This is a genomic window from Aquiflexum sp., from assembly GCF_041751335.1.
Classification (GTDB): Bacteria; Bacteroidota; Bacteroidia; order Cytophagales; family Cyclobacteriaceae; genus Aquiflexum.
This window is the reverse complement of the sequence record NZ_JBGSXS010000076.1, coordinates 24,570-41,745: the sequence shown is the minus strand read 5'-3', so window position 1 is coordinate 41,745 and position 17,176 is coordinate 24,570. Positions and strand designations below refer to the sequence as shown.

Annotated in this window: 10 protein-coding genes; 8 read left to right on the top strand and 2 right to left on the bottom strand. The window is 36.9% G+C overall.

Annotated features, from left to right (window positions below; all coding sequences use genetic code 11):
- Position 1: 1 nt before the first annotated feature.
- Positions 2 to 355, bottom strand: coding sequence for a DUF805 domain-containing protein (locus tag ACEW8U_RS04895; RefSeq protein WP_373520918.1), 354 nt, complete (start codon positions 353 to 355; stop codon positions 2 to 4).
- A 482-nt stretch (positions 356 to 837) separates the two neighbouring features.
- On the opposite strand from ACEW8U_RS04895, the gene ACEW8U_RS04890 reads away from it, so the two are divergent.
- Positions 838 to 2,784, top strand: a complete 1,947-nt coding sequence (locus ACEW8U_RS04890; protein ID WP_373520917.1) for a transglutaminase domain-containing protein — start codon at positions 838 to 840, stop codon at positions 2,782 to 2,784.
- Between the two features lie 3 nt (positions 2,785 to 2,787).
- The gene (locus tag ACEW8U_RS04885) at positions 2,788 to 4,710 is read left to right on the top strand and encodes a DUF3857 domain-containing protein (RefSeq protein ID WP_373520916.1); all 1,923 of its coding nucleotides are present in this window, start codon (positions 2,788 to 2,790) and stop codon (positions 4,708 to 4,710) included.
- Between the two features lie 3 nt (positions 4,711 to 4,713).
- On the opposite strand, the gene mtaB is transcribed toward ACEW8U_RS04885, so the two are convergent.
- Complete coding sequence (gene mtaB, locus ACEW8U_RS04880; protein WP_373520915.1) at positions 4,714 to 6,033, bottom strand: tRNA (N(6)-L-threonylcarbamoyladenosine(37)-C(2))-methylthiotransferase MtaB; 1,320 nt, start codon at positions 6,031 to 6,033, stop codon at positions 4,714 to 4,716.
- A 233-nt stretch (positions 6,034 to 6,266) separates the two neighbouring features.
- Here mtaB and ACEW8U_RS04875 point away from each other — a divergent pair, with 233 nt between their 5' ends.
- The 6 genes from ACEW8U_RS04875 to ACEW8U_RS04850 all read left to right on the top strand — a co-directional run bounded on the left by ACEW8U_RS04875 (position 6,267) and on the right by ACEW8U_RS04850 (position 17,170).
- Positions 6,267 to 8,429: a glutamine synthetase III gene (locus ACEW8U_RS04875; protein ID WP_373520914.1), complete on the top strand. Its 2,163-nt coding sequence runs from the start codon at positions 6,267 to 6,269 to the stop codon at positions 8,427 to 8,429.
- 525 nt (positions 8,430 to 8,954) lie between these two features.
- Positions 8,955 to 12,080, top strand: a complete 3,126-nt coding sequence (locus ACEW8U_RS04870; RefSeq protein ID WP_373520913.1) for a SusC/RagA family TonB-linked outer membrane protein — start codon at positions 8,955 to 8,957, stop codon at positions 12,078 to 12,080.
- 29 nt (positions 12,081 to 12,109) lie between these two features.
- A complete protein-coding gene (locus tag ACEW8U_RS04865; RefSeq protein ID WP_373520912.1) occupies positions 12,110 to 13,690 on the top strand; it encodes a SusD/RagB family nutrient-binding outer membrane lipoprotein in 1,581 nt (526 codons plus the stop codon).
- A 66-nt stretch (positions 13,691 to 13,756) separates the two neighbouring features.
- On the top strand, positions 13,757 to 14,902 hold the full coding sequence (locus ACEW8U_RS04860; protein WP_373520911.1) for a glycoside hydrolase family 18 protein: 1,146 nt from the start codon (positions 13,757 to 13,759) through the stop codon (positions 14,900 to 14,902).
- 75 nt (positions 14,903 to 14,977) lie between these two features.
- Positions 14,978 to 16,000, top strand: coding sequence for a LacI family DNA-binding transcriptional regulator (locus ACEW8U_RS04855; protein WP_373520910.1), 1,023 nt, complete (start codon positions 14,978 to 14,980; stop codon positions 15,998 to 16,000).
- Positions 16,001 to 16,261: 261 nt separating this feature from the next.
- Positions 16,262 to 17,170 (top strand): ROK family protein, encoded by a 909-nt coding sequence (locus ACEW8U_RS04850; RefSeq protein ID WP_373520909.1) that lies wholly within the window; start codon positions 16,262 to 16,264, stop codon positions 17,168 to 17,170.
- Positions 17,171 to 17,176: the final 6 nt, after the last annotated feature.

Here is a 17,176-nt window from a genome sequence, read left to right as displayed (position 1 = left end):
TTTAGATCAAATCAGTTCTTCTGGGATCAGGACCATACATATTTTCACCATTCTGTCCTTCAGCCCAAGCCAACCAAATAAAACCTACGAAATTAATAGGTGGTGGTATCAAAAGGTATAAAGAATACATCCAATTGTAGCCTAAGTCATGCAATCTTCTGATTGCCTGTACCATCAATAATATGATTGAGCTGATAAGGCTAATACTAAAAGCCCAAAATGCAATCCATTCATTGGATTGAAAAGATTGAAAAATCATCATTAAGCTTAAAACATTGATAGAGTAGAATATTAAAAATAATGTCAAATACTTTCTTCGGGTAATTCTTCCTTTTGGATTAAATATTGATTTCATGTAATATTAACATGTTATAATTATGAAATGTTTATTTTTTACAATAGTTTTAATTGGTAAGAAACTCTGCTTCAATCTGTTGTCTCAAATTTAAGAGCTCCTTTTCTTTTTTGAAAAGATCAATTTTTTGTCAGAATATTTGATAATCAGTCCTGACGCAACCACTATGGTCAGACGCTCAAACGAATATTTCTTCTTAAATGCAACGATGATCTTCAGCTTGGTATCACCTTCATTTTTATTATCTTCAAATATATCGTACCCCAAGGTGGATTTGCCACATGTACCAACTGGGTGAAGAGAGGCGTTATTTACCTGATAAATATTTCTGTAAATATTAATGAATGGATAAAAATAGAAGGTTTGAAAAAAAATTACAATTGATTATCAATTAGTTGTATTTAACTACTAAAAATTTTTGACAAGTATTTTTTGATATTTGGTTTAATTCATATTTTGGTATGCTTATTTAACCCTAGACTATGAAAGCTTTTTTATCAATGTGCTTGTTTTTTGGTGCACTTATTTGTTTAGACACCTCATCCTTTGCGAATGATGCAATAAAATTTGGTAATGTACCTGATGATTTCGTAAGAAATAAAGTTTATGAATTAGATCTTGGTGCTAATGCCGTGGTACTTTCTCATGTTGGGATTGCTAAAATTATATACCAAAACCCAGTTGGGTTCCAGATCAATTATCTAATCCACAAGGTGATTAAGATAATTTCTAAAGATGGAGTTTCTCATTCAGATTTTCAGGTACCGTATTACAATATATCTGGAAGAACTGATATAGTTAGATCAATTAAAGGATTCGTTTACAATGATGAAAATGGAGAAATTGTAAGAGAAAAAATTGAGAAAATTCATGTTTTTGATGAGGCAATCACAAAGACCTACAAAATGAAGAAGGTATCTCCACCCAATGTGAAAGAAGGGACAGTTATCGAAATTTATTATGAAATTTCTTCTGATCTTTTTGGCTTGATAAGGGAGTGGGAATTTCAGTCGTCCATCCCGACAAAATGGAGTGAATTTACATTTGATTATCCAGACTATTATTCATTCAACCAGACTAACCAAGGATTTGAAAGTTATTCAATAATGGAAAGAAAGACGGGAAATGGGAGAACCTCCTTTCATTGGGCTGTTAAGGATGCGCCTGCTATGCGACCGGAACCTTTTATTGATAATCCAATGAGCTATGTAACAAAAGTTGAATTCCAATTAGAAGCGCTTCAGTTTCCAAATCAGCAAAGGCAAACAATAAGTGGAAATTGGGATAAATTATCTCAGGAATTATTAAATGATGAGGACTTTGGTAAGCACCTGAGCAAAAGCAAATTTTCAGGAGACATCGTTGCAGGATTGGTAAAAGACGCCAAAAGCGATGTAGAAAAAGCTACTTTGATTGTGAATCACTTGAGTGCCAATGTCAAATGGGATGGAAAGCGGGGCATTTATCCATCTAAATCACTTGATAAAGTGTATAAAGAAGGAAAGGGATCTTATGCCGAAATCAATTTTTTGTTGACTGTTTTTTTAAGAGAAGCTGGTCTTGAAGCGCATCCAATCGTAAGTTCTACTAGGGATTTGGGTTTTTTGAATCCTAGTAATCCTGTCATGTATAAATTAAACTGCATCACCTCATTGGTAAAGTTGGATGATAAGGAAATTGTAGTGGATGCTTCTATTCCTGACTTGCCTTTGGGCTTTCTACCCATTAATACCATTAATTTGAGAGGTTGGGCGGTGATACCCAATGGTTCAAAATGGGTCGATATGGCCAATTCAAGCTTTAATTCGGAAACAGCGATTATTACATCAAAAATTTTGGAAGAAGGGGTTCTGGTCAACGTCATTAGGAATAATCAGGGCTATAGGTCTGCTGCTTCAAAAAGTAAAGTGGTATCAGATGGTCTGGAAAAATACAAACAGGAATTTCAGGTTGAACTTAAAAATTGGGAATTGCTCTCTTTGAATTTGGAAAATGTGGAATCAAAGGAAAGTCCGATTATTGAAAAGTTTGAAATAAAAGGAAATGAAGGGATAATATTTTCAGGAGATTTTATCTATTTCAATCCATTTGAAAATATGTTTTTGTCTGAAAACCCCTTTAAATTGGATTCAAGGGTTTTTCCGATAGACTTTATTTTTCCACAAAAAAGGCAAATTGTTTATAGTTTTGAAATTCCGAAAGGATATGTTATTGATGAAATGCCTAAAAGTATGATTAATAATTTCAATGATAAAGATCTTGTTTATTCTTATAGAATAGCCTCGCAAGGGAATGAAAAGGTAAATGTGATGATCAATTATCAGGTAAATGAAACAATGTTTCACCATTCACAATACAAAGATCTTCGTGAATTTTTTGATTTGATCTCTCAAAAGCAAAAAGAAAACATAGTCCTAAAAAAAATATAGCTCATGGTAATGTCTAAACCCAAGTTGTTATTTTTCTTGTTTTGGTTTTCTTTAGTTTGTATCAACCTTCAAGCACAAGAAAATTTTTTGACTGTGCCATCTGAGTGGCTTCAGGCACCTGCCTTAATACATCAAAGTAGTCAAGAAATACAGGTAAATAAATCAGGAAGTTTTTTGTTGAAAAAGAAATTGATTGTAACAATTCTCAAAAGCGAAGCCTCATATCTGGCTATACTGAATGTGGGATATACTTCAAAAATCAAAGTAAAAAATATTACCGGAAACGTTTTTGACATTACAGGAAAATCAATCTACAAATCAAAAAAATCAGATATAGAAGATTTCAGCAACTTCAGTTCTTTTTCGGTTTACGAAGATAACAGAGTCAAGTTGCTAAATTTAAAGCAGGTTAAATACCCCTATACAGTTGAATTTGATTATGAAGTCGAATACCCTAATTTATATTATTTGCCTGATTGGGTTCCTCAATCCAATCCAACAATCCCTGTTCAATTAGCATCCACAAGCTATTATTTCCCTAAAGAAAGCAATCTTAGATTTTTCTCCAAAAATATTGAAGATGCTAAACATACGGAATCTGAAATGCCTGATGGCATGATTAAGAAAATATGGACTATCAATAACTTGCCACTTTATGAACCGGAGCCATACGTGCCAATCAATTTAATGGAGACAAAAATATTATTAGCATCAGCAAGTCAGTTTGAATATGATGGCTTTAAAGGTGATATGAGCACCTGGGAATCAATGGGGAGATGGTTTCAGGAATTGAATAAAGGGAAAAAAAACCTACCTACCCAAACAAAAGATAAAGTCAGGGAATTATTGGTTGGAGTGGATTCTGATAAGGATAAGGTGAAATTGCTCTATGAATACATGCAGAACAAAACAAGGTATGTAAGTATTCAATTGGGAATTGGTGGATTGATGCCTTTTGATGCAGCTACAGTAGATAAATATGGATATGGAGACTGTAAGGCATTGTCCAATTATATGTCAGCCTTATTGGAAGAGGTCAATATTAAAAGCCATTATGCTTTAATCTATGGAGGCACAGATGAGAAACGTTTTTTTGAAGAATTTCCCGGTCATTATTTTAATCATGCTATTTTGGCTGTTCCCTTTGAGAAGGATACAGTTTGGTTGGAATGTACAAGTCAAACCAACCCTTTTGGGTATTTAGGTGACTTTACTTCTGATAGGAAAGCTTTATTGATAACAGAAAATGGAGGAAAACTGGCAAAAACACCCAAATACGGTATTGAAGATAATATTCAGGTTCAAGAAGGCAGATTTCTCATCAATGAATCCGGAAATGCAGTCGTGGAAATCCAAATTAAGACCAAAGGTCTTCAAATCGAGAATGGAAATATGCTTTCGGTTGCAAGGAATTCCAAAGAAGAAAAAACCAAATGGATACAACAGTACTTTAATTTGCCTTCATTGGAAGTCCAAAATATGGAGTTTACTGTCAGTCAAAGCGAAACTCCTGAAGTCAATGTCCAAACTGTGCTAAATGTTAGGAATCTGGCCAATAAATCTGGGAACAGACTGTTTTTACAACCAAATCAGATCAATGTTTTCACAAATTCTATATCAACAGCAAATGGAAGCAGGACCCAAAGTTTTCAAAGAACTTTAGGGTATAGGGACTTTGATACCATGGTATTTAAATTACCGGAAGGGTTTGAAATAGAAAATCTGCCGAGTAGGGTAAAACATGTTACTGCATTCGGTGAATATGAGACAGAATTCGAAGTAGATGGAGATGAATTGACATATAGAAGAACTCTTGAAATGAGAGATGGAATATACACTCCCGAATTATTTGATAGTTATAAAGAATTTCTTTCACAAATTGAAAAGGCTGATAAAACTAAAGTAGTATTGAAAAAAATCAATTAAAACTCAATGTTTTTCCAAGATCATCTCCGGTTCCAATATATCAACATTTCCTTTATCATTAATTTCACTTAGAGTTACCTGTTTCAATTCGTTGATAAGTAAAGGGTCATATTTTGCCGCAACCCTAATATAGTTTTCTGTGAATCCATGCATCTGACCATCTTCGATATCCTCCTCAAAAAGAACTGTATAGGTTCTCCCTAGATTTTCTTCATAAAATTTCCTTCGTTTTTTCTCCGAAAGTATTCTTAGCATTTTGGAACGTTCGTTTCTTTTTTTAATGGGGACCACTCCGTCCATTTCTGTCGCTCTGGTGTTGGCACGTTCTGAATAGGTGAATACATGCAGGTAAGAAATATCCAATTCATTCAGGAAATTGTAAGTTTCCAGAAACAGTTCGTCCGTCTCTCCAGGAAATCCTACTATGACATCTACGCCAATACAGCAATGTGGCATCAACGTTTTGATTTTTGATATCCGATCCTCATACAATTCCCTCAAGTATCTCCTGCCCATACTTCTCAATATGGAATTACTACCTGACTGCAATGGAATATGGAAATGTGGGACAAACCTTTCGGATCTGGAGACAAATTCAATGATTTCATTAGCCAGCAAATTAGGTTCAATAGAAGATATCCTGAACCTTTCAATTCCTAGCATAGCATCAAGAGCCATCACCAAATCAGCAAAGCGTTCTTGTCTTTTTCCCTCCTGAATTCCAAAATCTCCAATGTTGACTCCCGTCAATACAACTTCTTTGACACCTGTGCATGCAATTTTTTCTGCGGCGGCAAGAATATTCTCTATACTGTCACTTCTGCTTTTACCTCGAGCAAGTGGGATGGTGCAAAAAGCGCAACCATAATTACATCCATCCTGAACTTTCAAGAAGGTCCTTGTTCTGTCATGAATAGAATAGGCATTATTGAAAATAGTTGCTTCCTGGATTTCTGATGCAAGTACTTTGGTTTCCTGTGCTTTGGCAAACCCATCAAGCAACTCTATCAGTCTGAATTTCTCAGCTGCCCCAAGTACAGCGTCCACACCTTCAATCTCTGAAATTTCCTTTGGTTTGAGCTGTGCATAGCATCCTATGATGGTGACATAGGAATTTGGTGATATTTTTTTGGCTTCCTTAACTATCTTTTTACACTTTTTGTCAGCATTCTCAGTTACCGAACAGGTGTTGATGATGAAAATATCTGGATTCTCTTGAAAATCTACTTTTTCATAACCCTTCGCCTCGAACATTCTACTAATCGTAGATGTCTCCGAATAATTCAATTTACAGCCTAATGTATAAAACGCAACTTTTTTCACTTGTCTCCAAACTTTAACTCGCGCCAAAGTTAAATATTATCCTGAAGTTTTCAATTTTCTATTTTTTAGGGCAAAATCATGTTTTTTTTAAGTCTTCTAATTAAAATTGACCCTTATTTTTTAAAAATAATATAAAAATTAAAAAGAATGGCTTCAAAAATGGGTTGTTGTCTTTGAAATTCATATTATTTCCTATTTTTGTGGGTATAAAATCAAACCACTGATTGTAGAAAATGGCAACTTTAAGACAAAGTGCGCTTCTAATAGCGCAAGGAAGACAAAGAACATTTGTCAATCCCCCCTCTCCAAAAATTTCTGACTTCTTTGGAAGCCATGTATTTGGAATTAAGCAGATGAAAGAATCATTGGCTCCTTCTGTATTTAAAAAAGTAATGGAAGCCATAGATAAAGGTAGCAAAATTGACCCGGCCACTGCAGAGGAAGTAGCATCTGCTGTCAGAGTTTGGGCATTATCCAAATCAGTTACACATTATACACACTGGTTTCAGCCTTTAACCGGCTCCACTGCTGAGAAGCACGATGCTTTTTTTGATGCACATGCAGGAATTGAAAAATTCAAGGGATCTGCTCTCGTTCAGCAGGAACCTGATGCTTCATCTTTTCCACATGGTGGAATTCGATCGACCTTTGAGGCGAGAGGATATACAGCTTGGGATCCTTCATCTCCGATTTTCATATTTGACAAAACACTCTGCATTCCTACCATATTTGTTTCCTATACTGGCGAAGCACTTGATTATAAGACTCCTTTGCTGAAGTCTATGGAGGCGATCAATGCAGCAGCGGTTGAGGTGTGTCAATTATTTGACCGAAATGTTAAAAAAGTAACACCATCTTTGGGTGTAGAGCAGGAATATTTTGTGATTGACAAAGCACTTTTTGCAACAAGGCCGGATCTTGTCATGGCTGGAAGAACTGTTTTTGGCCATAATCCGGCACGAGGTCAGCAGCTTGAAGATCATTATTTCGGATCTATTCCAACTAGGGTAAAAGACTTCATGGTGGATTTCGAAATTGAAGCCCTCAAACTTGGAATTCCTGTTTCAACCCGTCACAATGAAGTTGCCCCTGGACAATTTGAGGTTGCACCTTTATTCGAAGAAATCAACAAGGCTGTTGACCATAACCAATTGTTGATGGACCTGATGGACAAAATTGCCGAAAAGCATGACCTAAAAGTATTATTTCACGAAAAGCCATTTGCAGGTGTAAACGGAAGTGGAAAGCATAACAACTGGTCCCTGATTACAGATACAGGAGTGAATCTTTTCCAGCCAAGCAACTCTGCAAGGGAAAATCTACAGTTCCTCACTTTTGTGATAGCGACTGTAAAGGCTGTATATGATCATGCTGATTTATTGCGGGCAAGTATTGCCTCAGCAAGTAATGATTTTAGACTGGGAGCAAATGAGGCTCCTCCGGCTATCATGTCTGTATTCTTAGGCTCAACATTGACCTCTGTATTGGATGAGTTGGAAAAGAACGGAAATGTGAAAATCGAAAAAGGTGATAATATGTATATGAAATTGGGTATTTCAAAAATACCTGAAATCATTTTGGATAACACTGATAGAAACAGAACTTCTCCTTTTGCTTTTACTGGTAACAAATTTGAATTCAGAGCTGTGGGTTCGAGTGCCAATTCGGCAGGTCCAATGACAGTCTTGAATGTGATAGTTGCAGAGGTGTTGAAGTCACTTATCAAGGATATTGAAAAAGAAATCAGTTCAGGCAAAGAGAAAAAGATTGCTATAGTCAATGTTCTTAGAAAATACATCAAAGACAGTAAAAAAGTAAGGTTTGAAGGAGATGGTTATTCTGACGAATGGGCAACGGAAGCGGAGAAACGTGGGTTGTCCAATTTAAAGAGCACTCCATTTGCTTTGGATGTTTACCATGACAAAAAGACTATTGACCTTTTCAACAGACATGGTGTATTGAATGCCATTGAAGTGCATGCAAGACATGAGATCATGTTGGAGAGTTACATTAAGAAAGTTCAGATCGAATCTAGAGTAATGGGAGATCTTGCTTTGAACCATGTAATTCCTACTGCAATTTTGTATCAGAATAAACTGATTGAGAATGCAAATGGATTGAAAGGCCTTGGACTTGATAATACGGCAGCAATTGAAACCGTTAAAGAAATCAGCAAACATCTTGAATCTCTCAAACAAGGGGTTTATGATATGACTGATGCTAGAAAGAAACTCAATAAAGAGGAAGACTTAGTGAAAAGAGCAAAAGGCTATGGCGTTGATGTCAAGGAAGCATATTTTGAAAAAATCAGATATGCGGTAGATAAACTGGAGTTGGTGGTCGATGATGAATTTTGGCCATTGGTGAAGTATCGGGAAATGTTGTTTATCAAATAAAAATTAAGAACCGCCTCGGCGGTTTTTTTTTGACCTGCCCGTAAAGTTTTGCGTGCAGGTTTTTTTAATTTTCTAAAAGTACCGGATGCTTAATTGATATTTTGAATTTTTTAAATAAAAAGAAGTCTAATAAATAGAAGAATTAAGACTACTGGTTCACATATTTTTTAATTAAATGACTTATATACAAATAACTTCATCTAAAATATTAAAAAGACCATCCTATTTCAGTATCATAATTAAATTTATTAGCTAAACCGATTTATTAAATATAATAAATAACGAAAGTTAGATAACTTTTTTAAAAAAAAAGATTAAATAATTTTAACAATAATATTTTTTTAATATTTTTACACATCCCTTAATTCTTTTTATGATAGATCTTACGATATAAAATTCTTCATAACATGTTTATTGTAAACAAACATTCTTAAATCATAGATAAAATGCTTAGAAATGAAATTAAACTGAACTATTTACTAAAAACAACCAATGATTAAATGAAGTAACCTTAAATTAAATTCTATGAACAAAGTTGTACTATTTATGTTAGCGATGGCCGTGATGTTTGCCTCTGGTGTAGAGGCATACGGTCAGACGCGGGTTCTTACAGGCACAGTTTTAGATGCTAGTGGAGAACCGATTCCAGGCGTTAACGTCCTGGACAAACAAGCGAATACGGGTACTACATCCGATTTAGACGGTAAGTATTCGATTACTGTTACCAATACTTCAGTGTTGGTATTTTCCTTTATTGGTTTTTCCCCACAGGAATTTGTGGTGGGCAACAGAAGTATCTTGGATGTTACTTTGGCGGAAGATCTTTCAGATTTGGCTGAGGTAGTTGTGACATCATTTGGGATGGAGAAGGACAAAAAAGCACTTGGGTATTCTGTTACACAGATTGATGGAGATAGGTTTACAGAATCCAGAGCAGTCAATTTAGGTAATGCCCTGTCAGGAAAAATTGCAGGAGTGAATGTATCTCCACCAGCTTCCGGTGCAGCGGGTTCCACCAGAGTGGTAATCAGAGGAGGATCCTCTCTAACAGGTAATGATCAGCCACTTTACGTTGTCAATGGTATGCCAATTGAAACAGGTAATTTGGGCAGTGCAGGTATGTGGGGTGGAAATGACGGAGGAGATGGTTTGGCTGCCATAAATCCTGATGATATCGAAAGCATATCAGTCCTGAAAGGAAATGCGGCTGCAGCCCTTTATGGTGCAAGAGCGGCCAATGGTGTAGTTTTGATAACAACCAAATCAGGAAAGGCAAGAAAGGGAATAGGGGTTTCCTTAAACTCGAACACCACTTTTGACAATGCTTGGGACTTTACAGACTACCAAAGAACTTATGGTCCAGGTAGAGACGGTGCCGCTCCGGGCAATCAGGATGAGGCTGTTGAAATAAGCAACTCTCATTGGGGCGGGAGATATAATGGGGCTCCGGTCGTCCAGTTTGACGGGGTTTCTAGGCCTTATTCACATACAGGTGAAGGGATCAATGATTTTTATAGAACAGGCTATACACTGAACAATTCGGTGGCCTTGAGTGGTGGTAATGAAACCGGAACTTATAGGTTTGGTTATTCGAATTTGGAAAATCAGGACATAATGCCGAATGCTGGTTTCAAAAGGAATGTTTTAAATTTGAACATTAACAGTAAACTGAAAAAACTGACGCTTGATTTTAGTGGACAATACTCCAACCAAAATGCCTTGAACCGTCCAAGATTATCGGATTCACCGGGGAATGCCAATTTTGCAGTAATGAACAAACCTGGCACAATTCCTTTTGAAGCCATGAGAGGAAATACGAATAAATTAGGCGCATTGGAAGACGGAACAGAATTGAGATACCAACAAAATGTGTTTCAGACCAATCCTGATTGGGCTGCACATCAATTTTATCGTCAGGATGTAACCGATAGAATTCTTGGAAAAATTTCCTTAAAATATGATATAACAGATTGGTTGTATATAATGGGCCGGTTTGGGACCGACTACCAGGCAAGGACTGATGACTCTTCCGAACCTTATGGTACTGCCTACAAACCAAGAGGTGATTACAGGGTAGTGAAAAGGACCATCAGGGAGGATAATTTTGACATTTTCATTGGTGCCCAAAAAGAGTTCGGTGATTTTTCTGTAGATGCCTTGGTTGGAGGAAACAGGATGAGAAGGTCCGTAGAATCCCTTTCCGGTGGAGGTAATGATCTTGTTGTGCCATTCTTCCACAGTATAAGAAACGTAGCTGCACCACAAGTAGGATATGGCTTTTCTGAGTGGGGGATCAACTCTATATTTGGATCAGCGAATGTCGGATATAAGAATTTTCTTTTTGTGAATTTGACAGCGAGACAGGATCAGTTTTCCACACTTTCACCTGACAACAGTAAACTATTTTATCCCTCTATCGGGACAAGCTTTGTTTTAAGTGATGTCATTGAGATGCCGAGTCAAATTACATTCACTAAGTTTAGAGCATCTTGGGGACAAACTGGCGGAGGCGCTCCAAATCCTTATGCACTTAATCTGACTTATGGATTGGTAGGAGCAGGTCACTTAGGAGGAAGTTTGGGCCAAATAAATAATGGTTCAATTCCAAACAGCAACCTTCAACCTTACCTTTCCACTGAATACGAATTTGGATTGGATTTCAGATTCTTTAACAATAAAGTCGGTTTGGATGTCGCATATTATGACAGAAACACAACCAATGACATCCTTGCCACTGGAATTTCCTCTACCTCTGGTTTTGGATCTACAATCATCAATATAGGTGAACTGCGAAACCGTGGTGTAGAATTATTATTCAACATAGTGGCTGTAGAATCAAAAGATTTCAAATGGGATATCTCATTCAATTATGCCAATAACCAAAGTGAGGTACTCAATTTAGGAACCAATGCAGCAGGAGATCCTATTGAATTTATCAATTTAGATGAATCCAGGTTACGAAGAGAGAGAATACGACACATAGTGGGTCAACCTTTGGGAATGATTGCAGGATTCAAGCATCTTGAAATCAATGGTCAAAAAGTATATGATGATGACGGGTTCCCTGTTCCTACAAATGGACTTGAAACTCTAGCGGAAGGCCGTCACCCGGTATCCCTTGGTTTGAATAATTCTTTCGCCTACAAAAACTTCAGATTAAGCATGTTGTTTGATGGAAGATTTGGTGGTTCACTGGTGTCTGCTACCAATTACTTCGCTTATACCAATGGTTTGCATAAGGAGACCCTTGCGGGAAGAGAAAATGGCATTACTGTAAGTGGGGTAGATAGAAACGGGGAGTCCAGAACCTGGAACATTCCTGCAGTTGCTGGTAGTCCTACAGAATACCTTGTTGATAACTACTATTCAAGATATGCCATGGTAACGGAGAATATTGTATATGATGCTTCTTTTATCAAAATGAGAGAATTCTCTTTTGGATATACGATTCCCAGAAGTTTGTTGACCAAGACTCCATTTGAAGCAGCTTCCATTTCATTGGTGGGAAGGAACTTATTCCTGATTTGGTCCAGTGTACCAAATATTGATCCTGAATCTGCCTACACGGTATCCGGTAATTCCCAAGGATTGGAATTCTTCGCGATGCCTACGACTAGGAGTTTTGGTTTCAACCTAAATCTTAATTTTTAAAGGATAAGTTTGAAAACTAAAAAACAGAAATGATGAAAAAAATAAATAAAATAATAGTTCTTATCCTTGCCTCGGTATTCACTTTCAGTTCATGTGACGAGCAGGATTTATTGGATCTGAATATTGATCCCAATGCGGTCAATGAAATGGATATGCAGTTTCTGTTCTCCTTGGGGACGCTAGGCATAGGCGGGGAATATGAAAATACCCGTGTAAATATGTTATATTCTGCCACGATGATACAACATACTGCCTCCTTGGCGGGATATTTCAGTGGGGACAAGTATTTCTACAATGCCCAATATTCAGGTGCATATATGGAAAGACATTATACTGCTGTTATCAGATTATTTTCCCATGTAATCCTCAATACTGCCGATGATCCCAATGAGGCAAATGTCAATGCAGCAGCAACGGTGCTGAGGGTTTTTGATCTGCACAGAATGACAGATTTGCATGGAGATATTCCCTACTTTCAAGCTGGACGAGGGCTGGAGGGTGAAGAAAACTGGTTTCCTTCTTATGATCGTCAAAGTGATATCTACAATGATATGATTGAGCAGCTTAAGATCGCAAGAGCTAAGTTTTCCCCATCGGCAAGAGGCCTTGGTGCCCAAGACCATTTATTCAGAGGAGATCTTGATAAATGGAGAAAATTCACCAATGCGTTATTGATGAGAATTGCGATGAGAATGAGCAAAGTCGATGAAGCTAAGGCCAGAGAGGTCTTTATAGAAGCCAACAATTCAGGTGCATTTTTATCCATAGCAGATAATGCCTATATTCATTATGATGAAGGCCCTATTGGTGTCAACAGGAACGGATTGAATGACGGATACTGGAATACCTATAAGTATTCAAGGGATTGTAAGATCAGTAAGACTTTCATCGATTGGATGCAAGCCAATAATGACCCGAGGTTGATGATCATATCTGGTGGTATCGGTGATCCGACTTTGGATCCTGCTACTTGGAATACTGATCCTGCGGCTCAAAGAGGAATGCCCAATGGATATAATTCTGCGACACTTCAAAACATCCTTTCTGCTGAAGAACAGCAATTATTCACGACTCCTGGAGTGGGTAACAGAATGTACTCCATGCTCAATTTGAAATATCTGGATTGGTCTGACCCTTATAAATTGATCACCTATTCTGAGGTGGAGTTGATGAAGGCTGAAGCTTCTGTCAGAGGCTGGATAGGAACTGATGCGAATACCCATTTTTCAAATGGCGTAGCAGCAGCTATCAACTCATGGGTTGATTTCGATGCATCTTTTGCCAGAACAACTGCTGAAATCAACGCGTATATTCAGGGAAGAGGATTTCAGGCCGCTTCTACTGAAAACAAATTGAGATTGATCGGTGAAGAATATTGGGCAGCGACTTGGTTGAATGATATCGAGTCTTGGTCAAACTGGAGAAGGACCGGATACCCTACTCTTGTGCCAACTCAGGATCCGAACAGGTTTGAGGCAAATGAAATTCCAAGAAGGTTGCGATACTGGGAAGCTGAGATTGGAGCAAACCCTGAAAATTATGAAACAGCCCGCGCCAGAATCGGTGGAGACGACCTTATGACCAAAGTTTGGTGGGATGGAGGAAATTGATCTTTCATAATATCCACTTATATAAAAAAGGTGCCCACGGGCACCTTTTTTATTATATTCAAACATATGAACAAGACACTATTTACTGCATTGATAGGTTTAGTTTGGATAGGCATTTCATGCCAACCAAAAAATAAATCTCAAACACTGGAATCAAGCGAATCAGCTTCTTATAAAGTAATCGGCTACATAGCAGGTTGGAAAGGAGTTGACCTGGAAAAAATCCATGCCGATAAGCTGACGCACATTAACTATGCATTTGCCAATGTGGTTGATGGTGTGGTTATAGAAGGTGAAGGAAGGGCAGAACAGGATAAAGAAAATTTGTCAAAGCTGAGATCTTTAAAATCAATCAATCCTGATTTGAAAATCCTTATTTCCATTGGAGGATGGACTTGGTCAGGGGGATTTTCTGATGCTGTATTGACAGATGAATCACGTAAAAGATTTACAGATTCAGCCATTGATTACCTAATTAGGCATGACTTGGATGGATTGGATTTTGATTGGGAATATCCTGGATTACCAGGTGATGACAATATTTTCAGAAGTGAAGACAAAGAGAATTTTGTGTTTATGCTTAAATCAGTGAGAGAAGCCTTGGACAGTCTTGGCACGTTGAACAATACCCATTACCTGAGTACTATTGCCTCTGCCGGATTCAATGAGTACCTTGATGTCAATGACATGGCTGAGGCCCAAAAATATCTAGATTTCATCAATATCATGACTTATGATTTTATTGTTCAGGGTAATAAGCCAACTGGTCACCACACAAATCTGTATGCAGAGGGTAGGGAGGCGAGATCCGCAGAAAATGCAGTTTTAGATCATGTTGATGCTGGCATCCCAATTGGAAAGTTGGTAATGGGAATGGCTTTTTATGGAAGAAGTTGGGTGGAAGTCAATCCTGAAAACAATGGATTGTATCAAATGGGAAAGGCAGGGAAAGGATTCCCATTTAGTGCGATTGAGGGTTTGATTGCCAGTGGTGACTATGTACGATATTGGGATGATGCTTCCAAAGCACCTTATTTGTGGAATGCTTCAGAAAAAATATTTGTAACCTACGAAGACCCTGAGTCGATTTTCAATAAAATTCAGTTTATCAAAAAGCACAATATGGGAGGAGCCATGTTTTGGGAGTATAATGAGGATTCGGATGAGAGAACACTACTAAACGCAATAGACAAAGGCTTCAATAATCCCTAATTTTAAAAAAGCCAATGGTAAAATAAAAAAAATAGTCATATTGCTTTTCTTATTGTTATATAATCCTGAAATGATATGGCAAAAAAGAAATTATCAATAAAAGATATTGCCAAATCGCTTGGTATTTCTATCACAACAGTTTCATTTATCCTAAATGGTAAAGCCCGGGAAAAAAGAATCAGTGAGGAATTGACTAAAAAGGTGCAGCTTTATATTAAAGAGGTAGGCTATACCCCAAGCCACCTTGCCCAAAGTCTTCGTCTAGGAAAATCCAAAGTCATAGTATTTATGGTTGAAGATATTTCAAATCAATTTTTTGCCTCAATAGCCAGGATGATCGAGGAAAAGGCTTATAAAAACGGTTACAAAATCATCTATTGCAGTACTGAAAACGAAACTAAAAAGGCCAGAGAACTGATCAATACTTTCAAAGTCAGGAATGTGGATGGCTTCATCATTACACCCACCCCTGATTTGGAAGAATCTGTAAAGGCACTTTTGGATGAAGGCTTCGGTTTGGTTTTGTTTGACAGATGGATGCCTGATGTTGATTGTAGTTATGTCATCGTTGAGAATGAAAAAAGTGCCTTTGATGCTACACACCATTTAATTGATAGAGGATGTAGCAAAATAGCTTTGATAACAGTTGAGTCCGATCAGATACAAATGACCGATAGGTTAAAAGGTTATCAAAAAGCAATATCCCAGAATCAGCTTACGCCAAATGTATTTCAAGTGAAATTCCATAATATGGAAGAGGAAGAGGCCCACAATAGAATATTTGATTTTTTCACTCATAATCCTGATTTGGATGGAGTTTTTTTTACAACAAACTATTTGGCTTTCGAAGGACTTGAAGCTTTAGGGAATTTGGGAATGAAAGTACCGGAACAGGTCAAAGTGGTTTCTTTTGATGACCATTATTTTTTTAAATTGTATAAGCCGAGAATTACAGCAATTGAACAACCTTTGGAATTGATCGCTGAGAAGCTTATGGAAGCAATTTTACATCAACTTGATGAAGCTGAAATAAATAGTGAACCCAAGCAATTTATCCTTTCCAATAAGCTAAATATCAGGGAATCATCTATAGTCTAAGCTTATAGAATATCCAATGCGAATTATCTGAAATTATCAGAAAATAGACTTTTCAATTTTCTTTTTAATTTCCCTTTTAAAATTTTAGAAAAAGATTTAACGGATACCTTTTTTGAAACCAATGTTTTTTAATAAAATTATGATAATTTTAATAAATCGATTTAGTGACTTTGATTACAATCTTTAGAAATATTGGCCTTTAAAAGGCAAGCTTGATTACAAAGTATCAGAAGTTTTTGGGAAAAACTTTAAGATCAAAATATGTCAAATAGGATCATATTGGCAGGTGATATAGGTGGTTCACATATTACCCTAGGGAGATTTGATGAAAACAATGATTGTTTTATATTGAAAGATTTCCAAAGAAAACAGATTGATTCTTACGCTACCAAATCTAAAATTTTGAAAGAATGGACCACCATCATTCGAAGTATGGTAAACGAGGGGGAAAATTTTTCCATTTCACTTGCAATGCCTGCCCCCTTTAAATATGACCTGGGAATTTGCCTGATTCAAGAACAGGGAAAGTTCAAACATTTGTACAAAATTAATCTCAGGGATGAATTATCAGAATTATTGGGAATCCCCCAATCTCAAATTAAATTTATCAATGACGCCCAAGCTTTTCTTTTAGGCGAGACCTTTTTTGGGCAGGTCAAAGGTGCTGAAATTGTTTTGGGCCTTACACTGGGTTCTGGACTTGGTTCATCTATCAAAAAAGGCCAACATGTTGTGGATGCTGAACTTTGGAAATTTCCTTTTAAAGACGGAATTGCCGAGGACTATTTGGGGAGTTCTTGGTTTGTTAGCTGGGTTAAAAGAGAAACTGGGATTCATGTAAATGGGGTAAAGGATATTATCCAAGACCAAGAGATCTTCGAAAAAACAAGGGGGATTTTTGATCTATTTGCTGATAATTTGGCAGATTTTATTTATCTGCAACATTCCAAAATCAGAATGGAAAAAGTAATTTTAGGTGGTAATATTTCAATGGCCTCCAATCTTTTTATGAATAGATTAAAAGATAACCTCTGGCTAAATAAAATTAATATCCCGATAGAAGTCAGTCAGTTAGGAGAGAAAAGTGCCATTTATGGGGCAATTACAATGTTTTTAGAGGTCGATGATTTATTAAAATTAAAAACCACTATTACTTCTAGAAGTATTTAACCTGTT